Source organism: Streptomyces sp. bgisy027 (assembly GCF_057710365.1).
In genome coordinates this window covers 191,127-211,953 of the sequence record NZ_JBYIVZ010000004.1, presented here as the reverse complement: position 1 = coordinate 211,953, position 20,827 = coordinate 191,127, and the positions used below count along the sequence as shown (strand labels likewise).

19 protein-coding genes and 5 tRNA genes are annotated in these 20,827 nt (G+C 72.6%); 16 read left to right on the top strand and 8 right to left on the bottom strand.

Going from position 1 to position 20,827, the window contains the following annotated elements; all coding sequences use genetic code 11:
• Positions 1-204: 204 nt before the first annotated feature.
• The 9 genes from AC3ETA_RS06155 to AC3ETA_RS06115 all read left to right on the top strand — a co-directional run bounded on the left by AC3ETA_RS06155 (position 205) and on the right by AC3ETA_RS06115 (position 12,607).
• Positions 205-1,242, top strand: a complete 1,038-nt coding sequence (locus AC3ETA_RS06155) for a methionine ABC transporter ATP-binding protein (RefSeq protein ID WP_432191772.1) — start codon at positions 205-207, stop codon at positions 1,240-1,242.
• On the top strand, positions 1,239-1,964 hold the full coding sequence (locus AC3ETA_RS06150) for a methionine ABC transporter permease (RefSeq protein WP_432191771.1): 726 nt from the start codon (positions 1,239-1,241) through the stop codon (positions 1,962-1,964). The genes AC3ETA_RS06155 and AC3ETA_RS06150 overlap by 4 nt, the downstream gene beginning before the upstream one ends.
• 66 nt (positions 1,965-2,030) lie before the next feature.
• A complete protein-coding gene (locus AC3ETA_RS06145) occupies positions 2,031-2,864 on the top strand; it encodes a MetQ/NlpA family ABC transporter substrate-binding protein (protein WP_432191770.1) in 834 nt (277 codons plus the stop codon).
• A gap of 160 nt (positions 2,865-3,024) precedes the next feature.
• Positions 3,025-3,663 carry a GNAT family N-acetyltransferase gene (locus tag AC3ETA_RS06140; RefSeq protein WP_432191769.1) on the top strand — a complete coding sequence of 213 codons (639 nt, stop codon included), beginning with the start codon at positions 3,025-3,027 and terminating at the stop codon, positions 3,661-3,663.
• A 115-nt stretch (positions 3,664-3,778) separates the two neighbouring features.
• Positions 3,779-4,996 (top strand): precorrin-6y C5,15-methyltransferase (decarboxylating) subunit CbiE, encoded by a 1,218-nt coding sequence (cbiE, locus tag AC3ETA_RS06135; RefSeq protein WP_432191768.1) that lies wholly within the window; start codon positions 3,779-3,781, stop codon positions 4,994-4,996.
• Positions 4,997-5,412: 416 nt separating this feature from the next.
• Entirely contained in the window at positions 5,413-9,927 is a 4,515-nt protein-coding gene (gene cobT / locus AC3ETA_RS06130; protein ID WP_432191767.1) for a nicotinate-nucleotide--dimethylbenzimidazole phosphoribosyltransferase, read from the top strand.
• Positions 9,928-10,084: 157 nt separating this feature from the next.
• On the top strand, positions 10,085-11,317 hold the full coding sequence (gene cobA, locus AC3ETA_RS06125; RefSeq protein WP_432191766.1) for a uroporphyrinogen-III C-methyltransferase: 1,233 nt from the start codon (positions 10,085-10,087) through the stop codon (positions 11,315-11,317).
• A gap of 64 nt (positions 11,318-11,381) precedes the next feature.
• Complete coding sequence (locus AC3ETA_RS06120) at positions 11,382-12,215, top strand: TrmH family RNA methyltransferase (RefSeq protein ID WP_432191765.1); 834 nt, start codon at positions 11,382-11,384, stop codon at positions 12,213-12,215.
• The gene (locus tag AC3ETA_RS06115) at positions 12,212-12,607 is read left to right on the top strand and encodes an NUDIX domain-containing protein (RefSeq protein WP_432191764.1); all 396 of its coding nucleotides are present in this window, start codon (positions 12,212-12,214) and stop codon (positions 12,605-12,607) included. The genes AC3ETA_RS06120 and AC3ETA_RS06115 overlap by 4 nt, the downstream gene beginning before the upstream one ends.
• Positions 12,608-12,640: 33 nt before the next feature.
• Here AC3ETA_RS06115 and AC3ETA_RS06110 read toward each other — a convergent pair whose 3' ends face one another.
• Positions 12,641-14,071 carry a serine/threonine-protein kinase gene (locus AC3ETA_RS06110; RefSeq protein WP_432191855.1) on the bottom strand — a complete coding sequence of 477 codons (1,431 nt, stop codon included), beginning with the start codon at positions 14,069-14,071 and terminating at the stop codon, positions 12,641-12,643.
• A gap of 196 nt (positions 14,072-14,267) precedes the next feature.
• On the opposite strand from AC3ETA_RS06110, the gene AC3ETA_RS06105 reads away from it, so the two are divergent.
• Positions 14,268-14,555 (top strand): hypothetical protein, encoded by a 288-nt coding sequence (locus tag AC3ETA_RS06105; RefSeq protein WP_190073872.1) that lies wholly within the window; start codon positions 14,268-14,270, stop codon positions 14,553-14,555.
• A gap of 198 nt (positions 14,556-14,753) precedes the next feature.
• Positions 14,754-14,951, top strand: a complete 198-nt coding sequence (locus AC3ETA_RS06100) for a hypothetical protein (protein WP_030967874.1) — start codon at positions 14,754-14,756, stop codon at positions 14,949-14,951.
• Positions 14,952-15,262: 311 nt separating this feature from the next.
• Here AC3ETA_RS06100 and AC3ETA_RS06095 read toward each other — a convergent pair whose 3' ends face one another.
• Positions 15,263-15,388 carry a hypothetical protein gene (locus AC3ETA_RS06095; RefSeq protein WP_432191763.1) on the bottom strand — a complete coding sequence of 42 codons (126 nt, stop codon included), beginning with the start codon at positions 15,386-15,388 and terminating at the stop codon, positions 15,263-15,265.
• Between the two features lie 64 nt (positions 15,389-15,452).
• Here AC3ETA_RS06095 and AC3ETA_RS06090 point away from each other — a divergent pair, with 64 nt between their 5' ends.
• Both AC3ETA_RS06090 and AC3ETA_RS06085 read left to right on the top strand, forming a co-directional pair.
• Positions 15,453-16,391, top strand: a complete 939-nt coding sequence (locus AC3ETA_RS06090) for a phosphotransferase family protein (protein WP_432191762.1) — start codon at positions 15,453-15,455, stop codon at positions 16,389-16,391.
• Between the two features lie 80 nt (positions 16,392-16,471).
• Entirely contained in the window at positions 16,472-16,762 is a 291-nt protein-coding gene (locus AC3ETA_RS06085; RefSeq protein ID WP_432191761.1) for a TFIIB-type zinc ribbon-containing protein, read from the top strand.
• Between the two features lie 63 nt (positions 16,763-16,825).
• Here AC3ETA_RS06085 and AC3ETA_RS06080 read toward each other — a convergent pair.
• The 5 genes from AC3ETA_RS06080 to AC3ETA_RS06060 form a co-directional block, all read right to left on the bottom strand.
• Positions 16,826-16,897 (bottom strand) — tRNA-Val (locus AC3ETA_RS06080).
• Between the two features lie 46 nt (positions 16,898-16,943).
• Positions 16,944-17,015 (bottom strand) — tRNA-Val (locus AC3ETA_RS06075).
• Between the two features lie 20 nt (positions 17,016-17,035).
• Positions 17,036-17,107, bottom strand: a tRNA-Val gene (locus AC3ETA_RS06070).
• Position 17,108: 1 nt separating this feature from the next.
• A tRNA-Cys gene (locus AC3ETA_RS06065) sits at positions 17,109-17,182 on the bottom strand.
• Between the two features lie 38 nt (positions 17,183-17,220).
• A tRNA-Gly gene (locus AC3ETA_RS06060) sits at positions 17,221-17,293 on the bottom strand.
• Between the two features lie 178 nt (positions 17,294-17,471).
• On the opposite strand from AC3ETA_RS06060, the gene AC3ETA_RS06055 reads away from it, so the two are divergent.
• From AC3ETA_RS06055 to AC3ETA_RS06045, 3 genes are read left to right on the top strand one after another with little or no spacing between them, the layout of a single operon-like run.
• Positions 17,472-18,518: a chorismate-binding protein gene (locus tag AC3ETA_RS06055; RefSeq protein WP_432191760.1), complete on the top strand. Its 1,047-nt coding sequence runs from the start codon at positions 17,472-17,474 to the stop codon at positions 18,516-18,518.
• The gene (locus AC3ETA_RS06050) at positions 18,515-19,336 is read left to right on the top strand and encodes an aminotransferase class IV (RefSeq protein ID WP_432191759.1); all 822 of its coding nucleotides are present in this window, start codon (positions 18,515-18,517) and stop codon (positions 19,334-19,336) included. The genes AC3ETA_RS06055 and AC3ETA_RS06050 overlap by 4 nt, the downstream gene beginning before the upstream one ends.
• A 51-nt stretch (positions 19,337-19,387) precedes the next feature.
• Complete coding sequence (locus tag AC3ETA_RS06045; protein WP_432191758.1) at positions 19,388-20,212, top strand: GNAT family N-acetyltransferase; 825 nt, start codon at positions 19,388-19,390, stop codon at positions 20,210-20,212.
• 65 nt (positions 20,213-20,277) lie between these two features.
• Here AC3ETA_RS06045 and AC3ETA_RS06040 read toward each other — a convergent pair whose 3' ends face one another.
• Positions 20,278-20,799 (bottom strand): DsbA family protein, encoded by a 522-nt coding sequence (locus tag AC3ETA_RS06040; protein WP_432191757.1) that lies wholly within the window; start codon positions 20,797-20,799, stop codon positions 20,278-20,280.
• Positions 20,800-20,827 lie beyond the last annotated feature (28 nt).

Below are 20,827 nucleotides of genomic sequence, written 5' to 3'. Positions count from 1 at the left end.
GGTGCTCGTTGTATGTGTCCCATGCGCCGAATGTGCGCCTTCTAGAGGGCCCCCGCACCACTCCCTGAGCCTCGCGCCCCGAAGCGAGCCGCCTTGGCACGTCCGTACGCCTGACGCCGTACGAGACCGAGTTGCCCGCGCATGACTTCCCTCCCGTACCAGGGCACACCCACGCCCGCGTACTCGACAGTGACGGAACCCCCTGTGATCACGACATCAGGCCTGACCAAGGTCTATCGCTCACGCGGCCGCGAGGTCACCGCCCTCGACGGCGTCGACCTGCACGTCCGCGAAGGCGAGGTGTACGGCGTCATCGGCCAGTCCGGGGCCGGCAAGTCCTCGCTCATCCGCTGCGTCAACCTGCTGGAGCGCCCCACCTCCGGCACCGTGACCGTCGCCGGACAGGACCTCACCGCCCTCGCCGGACGCGGCCCCCGCGCCGGCAAGGAACTCCGCCGGGCGCGCAGCCGTATCGGCATGGTCTTCCAGCACTTCAACCTGCTGTCCTCCCGGACCGTCCAGGACAACGTCGAGCTTCCGCTGGAGATCCTCGGCAAGTCGGGCAAGGAGCGCTCCCGCAAGGCGCTCGAACTGCTCGACCTCGTCGGGCTCGCCGACAAGGCCAAGTCCTACCCCGCCCAGCTCTCCGGCGGCCAGAAGCAGCGCGTCGGCATCGCCCGCGCCCTCGCCGGCGACCCCGAGGTGCTGCTCTCCGACGAGGCCACCAGCGCCCTCGACCCGGAGACCACCCGCTCCATCCTCCATCTGCTGCGCGACCTGAACCGGCAGCTGGGCCTGACCGTCCTGCTCATCACCCACGAGATGGATGTCGTGAAGTCGATCTGCGACTCGGCCGCGCTGATGGAGAGCGGCCGCATAGTCGAGTCCGGCACCGTCGGCGAGCTGCTCGCGACGCCCGGCTCCGAGCTGGCCTCGGCGCTCTTCCCGGTCGCCGGCGAGGCCTCCGCGGACGACCGGACCGTCGTCGACGTCACCTTCCACGGCGAGGCCGCCACCCAGCCGGTCATCTCCCAGCTCTCGCGGACCTACAACATCGACATCTCGATCCTCGGCGCCGCCATCGACACCGTCGGCGGCCTCCAGGTCGGCCGGATGCGCATCGAACTGCCCGGCCGCTACGAGGACAACGTCGTGCCGATCGGCTTCCTGCGCGAACAGGGCCTGCAGATCGACGTACTGGGCCAGGAGCCCGTTCTGCTGAAGGAAGGTGCCCGGCTGTGACCTGGTCCGAGATGCAGCCCCTGCTGGAGCAGGCGTGTTGGGACACCCTCTACATGGTCGGCTGGTCCACCCTCATCGCCGTCGTCGGCGGTCTCCCGCTCGGCATCCTGCTGGTCCTCACCGACCGGGGCGGCCTGCTCCAGAACGTCCTCGCCAACAAGGTCATCGGGCAGATCGTGAACGTCGCCCGGTCGATGCCGTTCATCATCCTGATGGTCGCGCTGATGAGCTTCACGCGCTGGGTCACCGGGACGACCATCGGCCGCGAGGCCGCCATCGTGCCGCTCGCGATCGGCGCGATCCCGTTCTTCGCGCGGCTTGTCGAGACGAATGTCCGCGAAGTGGACGGCGGGCTCGTGGAGGCCGTCCAGTCGATGGGCGGCAACACCTGGACCGTCGTGCGCAAGGTCCTCGTGCCCGAGTCCCTGCCGTCGGTCATCGCGAGCACCACGACCACGATCGTCGCCCTCATCGGCTACTCCGCCATGGCCGGCACGGTCGGCGCGGGCGGCCTCGGCGACATCGCCATCCGCTACGGCTTCCAGCGCTTCGAGACCGAGCTGATGTGGATCACGGTCGCGATCCTCGCCGTCGTCATCTCCCTCATCCAGTCCGCCGGCGACTACGCGGCCCGCTCCCTGCACCGCCGCGGCGGCCGGTCGGGCCCGGCGCCGAAGCTGCGGCTGCTGAAGGCCTCGACGGCCACGAGCAAGACCGTCTGAGCCCCTCCCAGATCTCCCCGTAACACCACCACGGGGTCGCACCACCCATATGGAAAGGCACTTTTCGTGCGTAACACCGCCAAGATCACCGCTGCCGTCCTCGCCGCCGGAGCCCTCACCCTCGGGCTCGCCGCCTGCGGCTCGGACAAGGACTCCGGCTCCGACGCGAGCGCCCCGCTGAAGGTCGCCGCCACGCCCACCCCGCAGGGCGAGATCCTCACCTACGTCAAGGACAACCTCGCGAAGAAGGCCGGCCTCGAACTCGAGGTCAAGGAGTTCACCGACTACGTGACGCCGAACACGGCCGTCCAGCAGGGTGAGGTCGACGCCAACTACTTCCAGCACCAGCCGTACCTGGACGACTTCAACAAGAAGAACGGCACCGACATCGTCGCCGTGCCGAACGCCACGGTGCACCTGGAGCCGCTCGGCGTGTACTCCCAGGGCGTCAAGAAGCTGACGGACCTGAAGAAGGGCGCCACCGTCGCCCTGCCGAACGACACCACCAACGAGGCCCGCGCGCTGAAGCTGCTCGAGGCCAACGGTGTCATCGAGCTCAAGGCAGGCGTCGGCTACGAGGCGACCCCGAAGGACATCGCCTCCAACCCGAAGGACCTCCAGTTCAAGGAGCTTGAGGCGGCCCAGCTGCCGCGCTCCCTCAGCGACGTCGACGCCGCCGTCATCAACGGCAACTACGCGCTGGAGGCGGACCTCAGCCCCGCCGCGGACGCCATCGCCGCCGAGTCGGCCAAGGACAACCCGTACGGCAACTTCCTCGCCGTGAAGAAGGGCAACGAGGACGACCCGCGCGTCAAGAAGCTCGCGAAGCTGCTGACCTCGCCCGAGGTGAAGAAGTTCATCGAGGACAAGTACGACGGTGCGGTCGTCGCCGCGTTCTAAGAGGTCAAGCGTTATCTGACGGTGCGTATGACGCGTATCGCCACGCACGGGGTCCACTCCTTCACCCGGTGTGGACCCCGTGGTGCGGTTCAGTGCTTTCATGCTGCATGCTGGGCAGTTCAGCAGCCTTGAACGTTCGTCGAAGGTTACGGAGCGTCGCATGACTAGCACCTTCCCCTACATCTCCATCAGCACGGAGCGGTTGGTGCTGCGCCCCCTTGACGAGGACGACGTGCCCGCGCTGGCCGAGATGATGAACGACGAACAGGTCGGCGCATGGACCGACGTCGGGCAGCCCTTCACCGAGGAGGGCGCCCGCACCTGGATCGCCGAGTACGCCCCGACGGAGCGCGAGTCCGGCCGCGGACTCGACCTCGCCGTCACCGAGTTCCTCACCCAGCGCCTGGTCGGCGTCGTCCAGCTGACGAAGACGAACTGGCATGTGCGCGCCACCGAGCTGTCGTACATCGTCGCCCCCTGGGCCCGTGGCGAGGGCTACGCCTCCGAGGCCGCGCTCGCCACAGCCCAATGGCTGTTCACCGACCAGAAGTTCGAGCGCATCGAGCTGCGCACGGCCGCCGACAACACCGCCTCCCAGCAGGTCGCCCAGAAGATCGGCTGCATCAGCGAGGGAGTCCTGCGCAACGCGTGCATAGCGCACGTCCGCACGGACGACGGCACCTGGGCCGACGTACGCACCGACTTCATCGTGTGGAGCCTCCTGCCGGAGGACCTCGACGGCGCCGGTGAGCAACTGGCCGACAGCGGCGGCTTCACGTCGTTCGGCGAGTGGAACTGACGAAAAACGAACCCGTCGGCAGGGTCGGTGCCGAGCCGCTGACCAGGTACCCTCACGGAGCCTGCCCCTCGGGCTGCCCTGCAACGACCTGCGCAAACCCTGGAGACTGACGACGATGGCCGACCGCGTCACGGTGATCGGCTGGGACGGCTCGCCCCTGACGGCCGCGGCCCGCTCAGCCCTCGGCGCCGCCACGCTGGTGGCCGGTGCCGCCCACCACCTGGCGCTCCCCGAGGTGCCGCCCGACGCCGAGCGCATCCGCCTCGGCAGTGTCTCCCTCGCCGCCCGCCGCATCGCGGGCCACCGCGGCACCGCGGTCGTGCTGGCCGACGGCGACCCCGCCTTCTTCGGCGTCGTACGGACCCTGCGCGCGCCCGAGTTCGGCCTGGAGGTCGAGGTCGTCCCCGCCGTCTCCTCGGTCGCCGCCGCCTTCGCCCGCGCCGGTATGCCCTGGGACGACGCACAAGTGGTCGTCGCACACCGGCGCACCCTGCGACGCGCGGTGAATGTGTGCCGCGCCCACACCAAGGTCGCTGTCCTCACCTCACCGGGCGCCGGCCCCGCCGAACTCGGCCTGCTCCTGGAGGGCGTCCACCGCACCTTCGTGATCTGCGAGGAACTGGGCACCGAGCGGGAACAGGTCACCGTCGTCACCTCCGACAAGGCCGCCGACCACACCTGGCGCGACCCGAACGTCGTCATCGTCATCGGCGGCCACGCCGGTACCGCGGAGGCCGGGGAGTGGATCGCCGGCCGCGACCCCAGCACCGGACCGCGCGGTTGGACACTGCCCGCCGAGTCCTACGGCGGACTCATGAGCGAGAGCGAACTCGAACCGCTGCGCGCCGCCCAACTCGCCCGCCTCGGCCCGCGCGTCGGCGACCTCGTGTGGGACATCGGCTGCGCCAGCGGCGCCTTCGCCACCGAGGCCGCCCGGGCCGGCGCCGCCGTCATCGCCGTCGACCGCGACCCGCAGGCGTGCACGCGCACCGAGGCCAACGCACGCGCGTTCGGGGTCCAGCTCCAGATCGTCCACGGCACCGCCCCGCACGTCCTGGAGAACCTTCCCGAGCCGGACGTCGTCCGCGTCGGGGGCGGGGGAGCGGCCGTGGTGTCGGCCGTCGCCGACCGGCGCCCGCAGCGCATCGTCACGCACGCCGCGACCCGCGACGACGCCGAACTCATCGGCCGCGGCCTCTCCGAACACGGCTACGAGGTCGAGTGCTCCCTTCTCCAGTCCGTCGAACTCGACACCCGGGCCTGGACGGAGCGCGAGCGCAGTGTCGCCTTCCTGCTCACCGGGCAGTCGGGACCGCGCCCGGCGCCTCGTTGAGCGACGGCGGCAGGGCGACGGGCGGGCACCGGCCGATCGCACGGCGTGACCGTCCACCCTCCCCGTGATCCTGTTGTCGTACCGCGCGCGGTAGGCTGGCCGATCGTTGTACCGCACTCGGTCGCCCGGCTATTCGTCGGTCAATGTCCGGAAAAACATGCCCTGTTTGGGGTGGGTGTGGTACGGCGAAACCGGAGGACGCGCAACGTGGCGCAGTCCACATCGGCCTGTCGCGGATCAAGCTGTCGCGACGGACGAATGACCACGACAATGCCACTCAATGGCTTTGTCGCCTTTTCGGGACGGGTCGTTCGTGCCGCTGGGCAAGCACGCTCGTTCTTCACTGCGGGGGCGGTCGGTGCGCCGTTCCCGGTGAGCTGGTCGTATAAGCACTAACCGATGGGCGAGGGGTACGCATGACCGACACCGGCCAGGTCCCGGGCGAAGGGCTGCCGGAGAGCGCAGGCACGGTGGAGCAGCCGGGCGTCCCCGCGGCGCACGGTACGTACACCTACCTCTCCGAGACCACCGCCGAGGACGAAGACCTGCTGATGCCCGGCACCCAGGGTGCCTGGGGCAACGAGGTCGCCCCGCCCATGCCGGAGCCGGTCGTCGAGGCCCTGCACGAGCCGGGCGCGCACGAGATGTCCGGCCGCGACAGCGGCTCGGTCGACCTCAGCGCGGTCCGCCTCCCGGGCCCGACGGCACCCACGTCGCCGATCCCGCCGATCACCCCGCGGCGCCCCCTGCACCTCGGCCCGCCCATCCCGGACGCCTCCGCGAGCCCCGTCCGCTCCCTCGCCGACCGCGGCGCCGTCGGCGCACCGGTCCGCCAGGCCGGCCCGGTCCCGGCGAGCCCCGAGCACCTGGACGCCACGGTCCCCCAGCCGGCGGCACCCTGGGGCGCCGCCGCCCAGCCTCCGGCCCCCGGGCCGTCGAGCACGGAGGCGCCGGCTGCCGAAACGGTTATTCCCACGGAGCGGCCCGTGGGTGTGGCGCAGGCGGCGGTCGCTCGGGTGGCCGGGTCTGCTCCGCACGAGGGCGTGTACGCCGGACAGGAGCCGGCTGGGTCCGCCGTCGACGCTGCCGGGGTCGCGCCGGTCGCCGAGGCGGTGCACGGCCAGGACGGTGCGCACGGGCCGGTGGCCTCGGGTGCCGCGGAGGCCAGCGGGGTCGGGGCTGTTCCCGGTGCCGACGGGGGCGCGGGAGCCGTGCCCGCGGCCGCTGACGCCGCGCCGATGAACGTGTCCGTGCCGGCTGCTGGGCCCGTGCCCGGCGGGGACGGTGGCGTGCTTGGCGGACAGGTTCCCGGTGCCGGTGAGGTGCCGGAGGGTGGCGCTGAGGTCGGGCAGGGTCCGGTGGGCGCTGAGGGCGCTGAGAGCACTGAGGGTCCGGTTGGCGCTGGTGGCGCTGGTGGCGCCGGGGTCGCTGACGCTCCGGAGGCCGCCGAGCCGCTCGTGGCCGGCGAAGCGGCCGTCGGTGAGGCAGCCGTTCCGGTCGCCGAAGCCGCGCAGCAGGTTACCGAGGGCTCCATGCCCGAGGCCGCCCAGCCTTCCGAGATGCCCGCGGCCGAGGCCGGCGACGTGATCGCCGATGCGGGCCAAGTCACCGAAGGCGCCACCGGTGATGCCGCTCAGGTCGCCGAGGCCCCTGTCGCTGCGGCTGCTCAGGTTGCCGAGGCCCCTGTTGCTGCGGCTGCTCAGGTTGCCGAGGCCCCTGTTGCTGCGGCCGCCCAGGTCGCCGCAGCCCCCGCCGCCGAGGCCGGTCACATGGCCGACGCCTCCGCCTCGCAGGGCCGGCCGCTTCCCGAGGCCGCGGCTCCCGACGCCGGCCAGGTTCACGGCGCTCCCACTCCCGACGCCGCACAGGTCCCCGGCGCCCCCCAGCCCTCCGACGCCGTAGCTCCCGCCTCCGCAGAAGCCCCCGTACAGATCGCCGAGCCCCAGGCACCACAGGCGGTCCCCTCTCCCGAGGCCGTTCTGCCGCCTGAGGGCGCCCTGCCGCCCGCGGCAGCGCAGTTCCCGGAGGCTCCACAGGCGCCCGAAGCGGCTCAGCACCCCGACGCCGCCCAGGCTCTCCCGGACGCCTCTCAGGCTCCCCTGCTCGTGGACGCCGAGCCCGTCGCTCAGGCCCCGCAGCCGGGTGACGGCGTCCCCGCGCCCACCGACGGCGCCCCCGCGACCGTAGCCGCCGAAGCGATCCCGCGGCCCACGGACGCGGCTCAGCCCGCCCAGCAGGACGCCCCCGCCGCCCCTGCCGAGCCGCCCGCTCAAGACCCGCAGCAGGCACCGGCCCCCGAGACCTTCCCGGACGCCGGCCTCGCACCGGTTCCCGAGGCCCTCCCGGACGCCATCCCTGCACCGGCTCCCGAAGCCGTCCTCGCGCAGGCCCAGCAGCACCCCACGCAGGACGGAGTTCCGGTGAACGCCGACGCCGACGCCGACGCCGACCCCGCCGGCCGGGCCGCGGACGCGAGTGCGCCCGCCGCCGACGCGGAAGCCCTCGTAGCGGACCCCGAAGCGGCCGCCGACCCCGCAGCCGCCGCGGACCCGACAACTGCCGCGGACCCGGCACCCCTTGCGGCCCCGGCACCCGACGCCACCCCGTCGGCCCCGCTCCCGGACGCCGCTCGCACCCCGGACGGCGAACCGACCGGAGCCTCCCAGCCGACCGCTGCGGCGCCCCAGCCCCTCGCCGCCGCAACCGTCGCCCCGGACGCCACCGAGTCCCAGGCGGCCCCGGCGGAGGGCGTCACGGCCGAGACCTCCGAGCCGTTCCTCGCCGAGCCCGCCGGTCCGCAACTCCGGGCCCAGCCCCACCCCGTCCAGCTCGCCGAGGACCCCTCGCAACCGGGCGTCGAGCCCACGGCGTCCGGCGAAACCGAGGCCGAGCCCGTCGCCGTGCTGCCGAGCGGCATCCCGCAGGAGTCGGCGCCCGACCAGCCCCTGGGCCAGTTCGTGCCGGTCGAGGGCTCGGTGCCGACCACCCCGCACCTCGCCCCGACCCCGCCGCAGCCGATGGTGCTGCCGGTGACGGAGGGACCCGGCCCCGCCGCCACGGTGCCCGCGCCCCGGGACGGCGACCCCGCACTCGTACAGCAGGCCGACGACCTGGACACCCGGGCCGCCGATCAGGAAGACCAGGAAGAGCAGGCGGAAGAGAGCACGGCCGTGGTCGAGGAAACACGACAGCCCACCGGTCCCGCGGCGCCCGCCTACGACGACGCCGAACGCGAGGCCGTGCTCAAGGTCATGCGTGAGCGCCGCGACATCCGCAACGGCTTCCGCAGCGACCCCATCCCGCACGAGGTCCTGCTCCGGGTCCTGGAGGCCGCCCACACCGCGCCCTCCGTCGGCCACTCCCAGCCCTGGGACTTCGTCGTCATCCGCTCGGCGGAGACCCGCCGCACCATGCACGAACTGGCGATGCGTCAGCGCGACGCGTACGCCAAGTCCCTCCCCAAGGGCCGCGCGAAGCAGTTCAAGGAACTGAAGATCGAGGCCATCCTCGACACCCCGGTGAACATCGTGGTCACCGCCGACCCGACCCGCGGCGGCCGCCACACCCTCGGCCGGCACACCCAGCCGCAGATGGCCCCGTACTCCGCCGCGCTCGCCGTCGAGAACCTCTGGCTGGCCGCCCGCGCCGAGGGCCTCGGCGTCGGCTGGGTGAGCTTTTTCGACGAGCGCGAGATGGTCCGCTCGCTGGGGCTGCCCGAGCACCTCGAAGTCATCGCCTACCTGTGCGTCGGTTATGTCGACGAGTTCCCGGACGAGCCCGAGCTGCTCCAGGCCGGCTGGTCCAAGCGCCGCCCGCTGTCGTGGGTCGTCCACGAGGAGACGTACGGCCGCCGCGCCCTGCCCGGCGAGGAGCCGCACGACCTGCTCGCCGAGACCGTCGCCCAGATCCGCCCGCTGGACGCCAAGGCGCTCGGCGAGGCCTGGGAGCGGCAGAAGCGGATGACGAAGCCGGCCGGCGCGCTCGGCATGCTGGAGATCATCTCCGCGCAGCTGTCCGGGCTCTCGCGCCAGTGCCCGCCGCCCATCCCGGAGCCCGCGGCCGTCGCGATCTTCGCCGGTGACCACGGTGTGCACGCCCAGGGCGTCACCCCCTGGCCCCAGGAGGTGACGGCCCAGATGGTCGCCAACTTCCTCGGCGGCGGCGCGGTCTGCAACGCCTTCGCCGGCCAGGTGGGTGCCGAGGTGTGCGTCGTCGACGTCGGCGTCGCGGCCGACCTCCCGGCCACCCCCGGCCTGCTGCCCCGCAAGGTCCGCGCGGGCACCTCGGACATGACGACCGGCCCCGCGATGACCCGCGAGGAGGCCAAGCAGGCCATCGAGGTCGGCATCGAGACCGCCCGCGACCTGGTGGCGGCCGGCAACAAGGCGCTGCTCACGGGCGAGATGGGCATCGCCAACACGACCGCGTCGGCCGCCCTGATCTCCGTCTTCACGGGCGCGGACGCCGCCGAGGTCACCGGCCGCGGCACCGGCATCAACGACGAGACGCTGGCCCGCAAGACCGAGGTCGTGCGCCGCGCGATCGAGGTCCACCAGCCCGACCCGGCCGACCCCATCGGCGTCCTCGCCGCGATCGGCGGATTCGAGCACGCCGCGCTCGTCGGCCTCCTGCTGGGCGGCGCGTCGCTGCGCACGCCGGTGATCCTCGACGGCGTCAGCGCCGGTGCCGCCGCACTGGTGGCCCGCGCGATCGCCCCCGAGGTTCTCGCCGCCTGCATCGCGGGCCACCGCAGCGCCGAACCCGGCCATGTGGCCGCCCTCAACAAGCTGGGCCTGCGCCCGCTGGTCGACCTCGACCTCCGCCTCGGCGAGGGCACGGGCGCCCTCCTCGCCCTCCCGCTGGTGCAGAGCACGGCGCGGGCGATGCACGAGGTGGCGACGTTCGACTCGGCCGGCGTCACGGAGAAGTAGCCGCGTGACTGGGGACCCGGGGAAGCACACCCCGGGTCCCCAGTCACGTCGCCGTCCGCGCCCAGCCACCGGACACCCGAACCGTCAGAACCGCCCGCAGCATAAAATCCGCACGTCAGGGCATCGCACCGCCGCCGCAAAAGGGAGCCGCACCCTCATGGCCGAAAATCCCGCCTACCCCGTAGGCCTCCGCCTCACCGGCCGCCGGGTCGTCGTCCTCGGCGGCGGCCAGGTGGCCCAGCGCCGCCTGCCGGCCCTCGTCGCGGCGGGCGCCGACGTCCTCCTGGTGTCCCCCGAGGCGACCCCGTCGGTCGAGGCGATGGCGGACGCGGGCGAGCTCACCTGGCACCGGCGCCGCTACGCGGACGGCGACCTCGCCGACGCCTGGTACGCCCTGATCGCCACCAGCGACCGCGAGGCCAACACCGCCGCCTCCGCCGAGGCCGAGCGCCACCGCGTGTGGTGCGTCCGCTCCGACGACGCCGACGCGGCCACCGCCTGGACCCCGGCCACCGGCCACAGCGAGGGCGTCACGGTCGCCGTCCTCACCACCGACGCCCGCGGCCGCGACCCCCGGCACACCGCCGCCATCCGCGACGCCGTCGTCGAGGGCCTGCGCGACGGCACCCTCGTCGCCCCGCACCACCGCACCCGCACACCCGGCGTCGCCCTCGTCGGCGGCGGCCCCGGCGACCCGGACCTGATCACCGTGCGCGGCCGCCGGCTGCTCGCCGAGGCCGACGTCGTCATCGCCGACCGCCTGGGCCCGCGCGACCTGCTCGCCGAACTCCCGCCGCACGTCGAGGTCATCGACGCGGCGAAGATCCCGTACGGCCGCTTCATGGCCCAGGAGGCCATCAACAACGCCCTGATCGAGCACGCCAAGCAGGGCAAGTCCGTCGTACGGCTCAAGGGCGGCGACCCCTATGTCTTCGGCCGAGGCATGGAGGAGCTGCACGCCCTCGCCGAGGCCGGCATCGCCTGCACCGTCGTCCCCGGCATCTCCAGCTCGATCTCGGTCCCGGGCGCGGCCGGCATCCCCGTCACCCACCGCGGCGTCGCACACGAATTCACGGTGGTCAGCGGGCACGTAGCCCCTGACGACGAGCGCTCCCTGGTCGACTGGCCGTCGCTGGCCAGGCTCACCGGCACCCTCGTCATCCTCATGGGCGTCGACAAGATCGGGAAGATCGCCGAGACACTCGTCGCGCACGGAAAGTCCCCGGACACCCCGCTCGCCCTGATCCAGGAGGGCACCACGGCCGCCCAGCGCCGGGTGGACGCGACGCTCGCGACGGTCGCCGAGACCGTCCGCGCGCAGGAGGTCAGGCCGCCGGCGGTCATCGTCATCGGCGACGTCGTGAACGTCGGACCGACCCCCTCCGCGTAACCGCAGGTAACCCAACCCGTCCCGAACCGTTGGCACCGCACCCAGGACAAGGCAGTATCACTCTGTGGCCGATCTCATCACCGTCGATGACCCCACCGACCCGCGCCTGCGCGACTACACGGGCCTGACCGACGTCGAACTGCGCCGCAAGCGAGAACCGGCCGAGGGCCTGTTCATCGCCGAGGGCGAGAAGGTCATCAGACGGGCGAAGGAAGCCGGCTACGAGATGCGGTCGATGCTGCTGTCGGCCAAGTGGGTCGACGTCATGCGCGACGTCATCGACGAGCTCCCGGCCCCGGTGTACGCGGTCAGCCCGGAGCTCGCCGAGCAGGTCACCGGTTATCACGTGCACCGCGGCGCGCTCGCCTCCATGCAGCGCAAGCCGCTGCCGACGGCGACCGAGCTGCTGCAGTCCGCCCGCCGCGTGGTCGTCATGGAGTCGGTCAACGACCACACCAACATCGGCGCCATCTTCCGCTCCGCGGCCGCCCTGGGCATGGACGCGGTCCTGCTCTCGCCGGACTGCGCGGACCCGCTGTACCGCCGCAGCGTCAAGGTCTCCATGGGCGCGGTCTTCTCCGTGCCGTACGCCCGCCTCGACACCTGGCCCAAGGGCCTCGAGTCGGTCCGCGAGGCCGGTTTCACCCTCCTCGCCCTCACCCCCGACGAGAAGGCCAAGACCCTCGACGAGGCCGCCCCGCACCGCATGGACCGGGTCGCGCTGATGCTCGGCGCCGAGGGCGACGGCCTCTCCACCCAGGCCCTGGTCGCCGCCGACGAATGGGTCCGCATCCCGATGGCCCACGGAGTCGACTCCCTCAACGTCGGCGCGGCCGCCGCGGTCGCCTTCTACGCGGTGGCCACCGGCCGCCCGCGGCTCCAGGACCCGCGCACATGAGCCGCGGTGAGGCGATCGTCGCGGTCCTGCTGCGCGCCGGCCGCGTCCTCGCGATCCGCCGCGGCCCGGGCGTCGCACGCCCCGGCTACTGGCAGCCCGTGAGCGGCAGGATCGAGCCGGGGGAGACCCGGCGCGACGCCGTCGCCCGGGAGGTCCGCGAGGAGGTCGGCCTCACCGTCGTTCCCCTGGCCGAGGTCTGGGAGTCGGAGACCGACGACGGCAGCTTCCGGCTGCACTGGTGGACGGCGCGGGCCGAGACGGGTGACGTGGTGCGCGACCCCGACGAGGTCGCCGAGGCCCGCTGGGTCACACCGGGGGAGTTCCTGTCTCTGAGCCCGGTCTTCGAGGGCGACCGGGAGTTCTTCGAACGGATCCTGCCCCGGCTCCTCTGACACCGCGCACCCCGGGAAGGACCCGCGGGGCACCTACTCCGGAATCTCGAACGTCGACTCGTACCGCTCGGACATCGTGTCCTGGTCCAGCGGTTCGAAGTCCGGGTCCACCTGCTCCTGCTTCGGACGTACGACGTCCCTGTCGCCGTCCCCGCCGAGTCCGCGGTCCGGCCCCTGGCAGCCCTGGGCCGCGGCGATGCCGAGCGCCACGAGCAGCGTCACCACGACGAACACGAACAGCCGCTGCCTCAGCAGCTGAGGGTTGGCGGGCCGTCGCCCCGTCCCCGTGTTCCGGGGAGCCGGACGCCCGTTGCCGCCGCGGGGAGCGGGCCGGCTGCCGTTGGGGGAGCGGGGCGAGGTGCGCGGACCGGGCATCGGGCGGCCCCCGGGGCGGCCCGCCGCCGTACCGCTCTGCGGACCGCCGGCGCCCCGCTGCGGCGGGGCCGTGTCACGGGCGGGGCCAGGGACGCGCGGGCCGCCGGTGCCCCGCGGCATGCCGCCGGTGCCGCGCGGCGGGGGAGTGCCCTGCGCGCGCCGCTGGGTACGCTGCTGATCGGCGTAGGTGTCGGCGAGCCGCCCGGTCGGCCGGTCCGACTCCGGGGAACGCTGTGCGGGCGGGCGTACGTCCGCGAACCCCTGCGCCTCCCGGGCCGCGATCTCCTTCAACCGCAGCGAGAGCTGAAGGGTGCTCGGCCGGTCCTCGGGATCCTTCGCCAGACAGGCCCGCACCAGCGGGGCCAGCGCGTCCGGTACGCCGTGCAGCTGCGCCTCCTCGTGCACGACGCGGTACAGCATCACCTCGGAACTGCCGTGCCCGAAGGGCGAGTCACCCATCGACGCGTACGCGAGCGTGGCGCCCAGCGAGAACACGTCCGTGGCCGGGGTGACGGCGGCGCCGCGCACCTGCTCGGGAGCGAGGAAGCCCGGCGAGCCGACCGCCGTGCCGACGTGGGTGAGGGTCGAGGCCCCCGTCGCCCAGGCGATGCCGAAGTCGATGATCCTCGGCCCCTTGGGGGACAGCAGGATGTTGGACGGCTTCAGATCCCGGTGCACGACACCGGCCTCGTGGACGGCGACCAGTCCTTCGCTCAGGGCGGCCCCGACGGCGGCGACCTCCGCGGCGCCCAGCGCGCCCTCGTCGGCGACCTTGTCGTGCAGGGAGGGACCGGGCACGTACTGCGTGGCGAACCAGGGGCGCTCGGCCTCAAGGTCGGCGGCCACCAGCCGGGCCGTGCAGCCGCCGCGAATCCGCCGTGCCGCCGAGACCTCACGCGCGAAGCGCGAGCGGAACTCCTGGTCCTCCGCCAGATCGGGCCGGATCACCTTGAGTGCGACCCGCTGCCCCTTCTTGTCGGAGCCCAGGTAGACGACGCCCATGCCACCCGCGCCGAGCCGTCTGTGAAGCCTGAACGAGCCGACGACGCGCGGGTCCTCGCGCCTCAGGCGCATCATCGCCATGTTCATCCCCGCTGCCCGGTCCGTCTGACGAGCCACAGCTTACGTTTCCGCGGGCCGCCGTGCGCAGAGGCCGCGCCCTCTCGGCGCGACGGATTGTCAGTGGTGGGTGGGAGACTTGAAGGGTGGTCAGAGGGTGGGCGAACAGGGCGACTTAGCAGCGGAGGTGCCCCCAACCACCCGTGACGAAAGGGGGATTGGGCCCGTGAAGGGTGATCGCGTGGAGATAGTCGTGGACGCCGGGGACACGACGCGCACGTACGAGGTGGTGGCGAGCAGGGCGGGCCGCAGGGTGGAGACGGCGGTGCGTCGAGGTGTCGTGGAAGTGAGCGAAGTCACGCGAAGCGGGACTGTGGTGCGTACGGCGCGCTTCATGGCGAACCGGGTCCTCGCGCTGGTCGAGCAGCCGATCCCGCGGGAGGACGGCTCGGAGCGGAGCCATGAGAAAGCGGGGCACACCGGGCGTCCCCTCGGGGATGACCCCGAGACCTAGGACCTCGTCTCCACCCAGGGGAGTACTCCGCAGGTCATGGCTCATCCTCCGGGAGGCCCGCCAATCGGTACGAGGGCATGACGTGCCGGGGCGGCCACGCGCCTAGATTTGAGGTCAAGCGGCGGGTGCAGCACTCGTCCCCCGAGGTCAGACACCCGCCGCTGCAAACGACAACTGACACAGGTCAGGAGAGGGGCCATGGCCCAGACGGCACCGCGGACAGTGATCCGCATGCAGGAGCGCACGTGGCTGCGCCCCCGTCGCCAGGGCCGCCGCCACCCCCTGGTGGCGACACTCATGGCCCTTCCCCTGGCGGCCCTGCTCCTCCTCGTCTTCGACGGCTGGGAGACAGTGGCCACACAGGCGTCGTCCGTGGGCGTGATGCTGGGGCGCTGAGCGGCGACCCCAGGCCCGGAAGAGCGGTCCGGGCGGGGACATCCACCCATGAAACCCCGTGGGGACGGGGGTGCGGCGGACGGCACAAATGCCGGCGCAGCTGGGGAGCTGCGCCGGCATTGCTTTTCCCTGAAACACACGGGGCCGTTTTCAACACGGCCCGCATCATCGATGCTCCCGGTGGTCGGACTCTGGGCTCCCTGTCCAGGCCGACCCGCATCATCCGGCCCGCCTGGTACCCAGGCCCAGGGCCCCTTCCAGACGCCGGCCCGTATCATCCAGCCCGTCCGGCGTTCGAGGACGAGGCCCCTTCAGGGCCGAAGCGGGGGTCCGAGCACGCCGAGCACGCCGAGCACGCCGAGCACGCCGAGCACGCCGAGCACGCCGAGCACGCCGAGCACGCCGAGCACGCCGAGCACGCCGAGCACGCCGAGCACGCCGACAGAGACTGCCCCCGGCGCCCAGCGACCCGGCTAAGCCAACCCGCGCACAAGGGACCCCGTGACCTCCACCCCGCTCCTGCCCGACCTCACCGCTCAGGCGATAGCCGCGGCCCACTCACGTACGTCCGCCTGTCCCTGCGGAGCCACCGTCACGCTCGCCGAACGCCCCGACGCCACCGTCGTCCGGCACGCGGACACCGTCGCCAAGGCCCACGCCCCGGACATCGACGTCACCGCCCTGGCGTCCCGCATGTCCGCCGCCACCCGCCTCCCCGAGATCCTCCTGCCCCCGCTCACCCCCATACCCGTCGACCTCCACGACCGGCCCGTGAGCTTCTGGCCGTACGGCACCCCGGTCGACCCGGAAGACCCGGACGCTGCCCCCTGGGAAGCGGCCGCCACCCTGCTTGCCCGCCTCCACCGCACCCCCGCACCCGTTCCGCTCCCTCCCATGCGCGGACCCGCCAAGGCGGCCCTCGCCCTGTCCCGCCTCCGCGCGACCACCGACGGCACCCTCGCCACCCCCGTCCTCCGCGCCTGGGACACCCTCCCCGCCTGGGCCCGCGACGAGGCCCCCCAGCCCGACCCCGCCACCCTCTGCCACGGCGACCTCCACCTCGGCCAGCTCGTCCGGCACCCGGCCCCGGACGGCCCCTGGCGGCTCATAGACGTCGACGACCTCGGCCTGGGAGTGCCGGCCTGGGACCTGGCCCGACCGGCCGCCTGGTTCGCGTGCGGGCTGCTGCCGCCCGACGAATGGCACCGGTTCCTCACCGCCTACCGCACCGCCGGCGGCCCGGCCGTGCCCGCCGCCGGCGACCCCTGGCCCGCGCTGGACGTCCCCGCCCGCGCCCTCACCGTGCAGACCGCCGCCCGAGCGATCACCAAGGCCGCCGCCGAGGGGCGCCGCCCGGACGAGACCGAGCAGGCACTGATCGACGCCTGTGACCGAATGGCTTCCGTCCCCCCGGAGTTGGTCCGAGAAGAGGCGAAGTAGGGTGCAACCGACCGCAGCCGGACAGAGTCTGTCCTGGCGATACACGAAGCAGGACCGACCGGCGAGGAGTTGAACCGACCATGCAGTGTCCGAAGTGCCATGCGCCGATGCACACGTACAACCGCAATGGTGTCCAGATCGAGCAGTGCAGTGGCTGCCGCGGCATCTTTCTCGACTACGGCGAGCTGGAGGCGCTGACCCGCCTGGAGTCCCAGTACGCCCAGCCCGCCCCGCCGCCTCCGGCCGCCCCGCAGGCCTACCCGGCCGCCGCCCCGCCGGCCCCTGCCTGGGGCGCCCCGCACGGTGGCCACCACGGTCACTACGGCCACAAGCGCCACAAGAGCTTCGGCCGCATGCTGTTCTCCAGCTGAGCCGCAGCAGGCCACGAAGACCACGAAGAAGCCCCCGGTCGTGCGACCGGGGGCTTCGGTGTGTGGACGATACTGGGATTGAACCAGTGACCTCTTCCGTGTCAGGGAAGCGCTCTCCCGCTGAGCTAATCGTCCTCGGGACCGTGATCGACGATCGACCTGAAGATCACGGAGTGCTGCGTGCGCGATACTGGGATTGAACCAGTGACCTCTTCCGTGTCAGGGAAGCGCTCTCCCGCTGAGCTAATCGCGCGGGGGGATCCGAAGATCCAGTGGACGATACTGGGATTGAACCAGTGACCTCTTCCGTGTCAGGGAAGCGCTCTCCCGCTGAGCTAATCGTCCTTGGAGGTGGAGACGGGATTTGAACCCGTGTAGACGGCTTTGCAGGCCGTTGCCTCGCCTCTCGGCCACTCCACCAGGAGTGTAGGGGTTCGGGATGATCCCCTGTTCTTTCGAGCGGACGACGAGGCTCGAACTCGCGACCTCAACCTTGGCAAGGTTGCGCTCTACCAACTGAGCTACGTCCGCTTGTCGTTTCGTTCCGCTCCCGCGGCCCGGCGACGTGTTGAACTCTAGCGGATTCCGGGGCCAGCACAAAAACGCGTTTGTGCAGCGTGCTGCGCTGCACCTGCTCAGGGACCCGACGGAGCTGCCCGAGGGCACATGGCCAGGTCACCCGCGGGACACCGGCCATAGACTCGACTGCGTGCTCGACCTCCCTCCCCTCGCCCGCTTCGGCGACCGCGTCGCCACCGGCCTCCTCGATGTCACCAGCGACCCCGCGGCCCTGGACTCCAGTGGTTTCTGGGCCGTCTGCGCCGACTTCGAGGGCGGTCTGACCTGCGCCCGCTTCCGGGACGTACGCGAGGAGCCCGTGCCCGCCCCGCTGCCGGGGCAGTGGCCGGGCCCCACCGCCGATGACTGGACGTCGTCCCTCGATCGCGCCGCGTACACGGCGGGCGTGCGGCGGATCCGTGAGTACATCGCGGCCGGCGAGGTCTATCAGGCGAATCTGTGCCGGGTGCTGAGCGCGCCGATCGGGGCGGGCGCCGATGTGGACGCCCTGACCGCCCTGTTGGCCCTCGGCAACCCCGCCCCGTATGCAGGAACGATCCGGCTGCCGGGGCACGGAGTCGAGATAGCCACCGCCTCTCCCGAACTCTTCCTGCGGCGCGACGGACGTGTCGTCGAGTCCGGGCCGATCAAGGGCACCGGGCGCACCGAGGCGGACCTGCTGGAGAAGGACTTCGCCGAGAACGTGATGATCGTCGACCTGGTGCGCAACGACATCGGCCGTGTCTGCGCCACCGGGACCGTGACCGTCCCCGATCTGTGCGCCGTGGAGAAGCACCCGGGCCTCGTGCACCTGGTGTCCACCGTGCGCGGTGAGCTGCGGGCCGACGCCGGCTGGCCGGAGCTGCTCGGCGCCGCGTTCCCGCCCGGGTCGGTCACCGGAGCGCCCAAGTCGAGCGCGCTGCGGATCATCGACGAGCTGGAGACGGCGCCCCGCGGGCCGTACTGCGGCGGCATCGGGTGGGTCGACGCCGACCGCGGTGTCGCCGAGCTGGCCGTCGGGATCCGTACGTTCTGGATCGACCGGGGCGACGGAAGGCTGCGGTTCGGGACCGGCGCGGGGATCACCTGGGGTTCGGATCCCGAGGGGGAGTGGCGGGAGACCGAGCTGAAGGCGTCCCGGCTGCTCGCGGTAGCGTCGGGGGCGTACGAGGTGAGTGGAGAGGGACTGCAATCGTGAGGATCTGGCTCGACGGCGGGCTCCAGGACAGCGAGTCCGCCCGTGTCTCCGTCTTCGACCACGGGCTGACCGTGGGCGACGGCATCTTCGAGACCGTGAAGGCGGTGGCCGGCCGGCCGTTCGCACTGACCCGGCACCTCGACCGGCTGACCCGCTCGGCCCTCGGCCTGGGCCTGCCCGAGCCCGACCACGACGAGGTCCGCCGCGCCTGCGCCGCCGTCCTGGAGGCCAACCCGATGCCGCTCGGCCGGATGCGCATCACCTACACCGGCGGCCACGGCCCCCTCGGATCGGACCGCGGCGACCAGGGCCCGACCCTCGTCGTCGCCCTCGGCGAGACCACCCGCCGGCCCGACTCGACGGCCGTGATCACGGTCCCCTGGACCCGTAACGAACGCGGCGCCCTCACCGGCCTGAAGACCACCTCGTACGCCGAGAACGTGCTCGCTCTCGCCCGCGCCCATGAACGCGGCGCGAGTGAGGCGCTGTTCGCCAACACCGTCGGCCAACTCTGCGAGGGCACCGGCTCGAACGTCTTCGTCGTCCTGGACGGCGAGATCCACACCCCGCCGGTCGCCTCCGGCTGCCTCGCGGGCATCACGCGCGCGCTCACCGTCGAGTGGACCGGCGCCAGGGAGAGCGACCTGCCGCTGGACGCGCTGGAGCGGGCGGAGGAGGTCTTCCTCACCTCCACCCTGCGGGACGTCCAGGCCGTGCACCGCGTCGACGACCGCGAACTGCCGGGCGCACCGGGCCCGGTGACCGCCAAGGCCATGCGGATCTTCGAGGAGCGGTCCGGCGACGACCTGGATCCCTGAGGACCGGAAAATGGGCTGCCGAGCCTCGGCAGGGTGGGTAGAACACCCCTGATGACCACGACCCTGCGGCCGACCGAGCCGCTTCAGCACAACGCGGACGGGACGCGCTCGCGCCGCTACCAGGTGTGCGTGAACAGCCGTCCCGTCGGCGGGATACGACTCGCCACGCACGCCGAGTACGGCCCGACGGTGGCCTGTGTCTCCGAGCTGCGCATCGAGGAACCCGACCGCAGGCGCGGGCGTGCCACGGTGGCCGCGCTGGCCGCGGAGGAGGTCCTGCGCGGCTGGGGCTGCAAGCGCGTCGAGGCCACCGTGCCGGGCGACGCCGACGTCGCGCTACGGCTCGCCCGGGCCCTCGGGTACGTCGTGCGCAGCCGCAACATGACCAAGCGCCTGAACGGCACCCCGCCCGGGCTCCCCGCCGGCAGCGTGTCCCGGCCCATGACGGAGGCCGAGTTCGGCCCCTGGCTGGCCTATGAGCGCGAGGAGTTCGCGCGCAGCCTGATCGCGAGCGGGGTGCCCGCCGCCGACGCGCACAAGAAGGCGGACGACGGGCACAAGAAGTTCCTGCCGGACGGCCTTGCCACCGAGAACACGCTGATCAGCGTGCTGGAGCACGAGGGGGAGGCGGTCGGCAAGCTGTGGCTGGGCCTGTGGCCCGACACCGCGTACGTCCTCGATGTCGAGGCCGACCAGCGCTTCCGCGGACGTGGCCACGGCCGTGCCCTGATGCTGCTGGCCGAGGCGCAGGCCGCCGCCGGCGGCAAGGACCGGGTCGGTCTGCACGTCTTCGCCGGCAACGCCCCGGCGGAACGGCTGTACGAGTCGCTGGGCTACGAGACGACCGCGTACAACCTGGGCAAGGACCTGCTGTAGGGCCGAGCCGGGGCCGCCGGCTCGGCGCCGGTCCTGGAAGGCTCATGAAGATCTTGGTGAGCCTTCTAGAGCCTGTTCGCCGGCAGTCGGTCCGCGATCTCCTCGATGCGGGCGCGCAGGCCCTCCTGGCTCTTGCCGCCGTCGAGGCGCTCGCCGTCGATCACATAGGTCGGGGTGCCGGTCACGCCGATCGCCTTGCCCTCGGCCTGGTCGGCGTCGACGATCAGGATGTGCCGTCCGTCGATCAGGGCGATGTCGAACTCCTCGGCGTCCAGACCGAGTTCCCGGGCCACCTCGACCAGGAAGGGTTCTCCCTTACGGTCCAGCTCCTCGACCCGGCCGAGCACGGCCTCGACGTACTCCCAGCCCTTCCCCTGCTCCAGCGCCTCCTCGGCGGCCTGTGCGGCGGCGAAGGCGTGCTTGTGCTTCTCCAGCGGGAAGTGGCGCAGCCGCAGCTCCAGCCGGTCGCCGTAGCGGGCGCGCAGGGCACGGAGATCGTCCAGGGCGGTGCGGCAATCGGGGCACTGCAGCTCGCACCAGACGTCGAGGACGGGGGCGGCGGGACGGTCGGGGGAGGAGTCGCTCATGGCCCCAGTCTCCCAGCCCCGGCCCGCA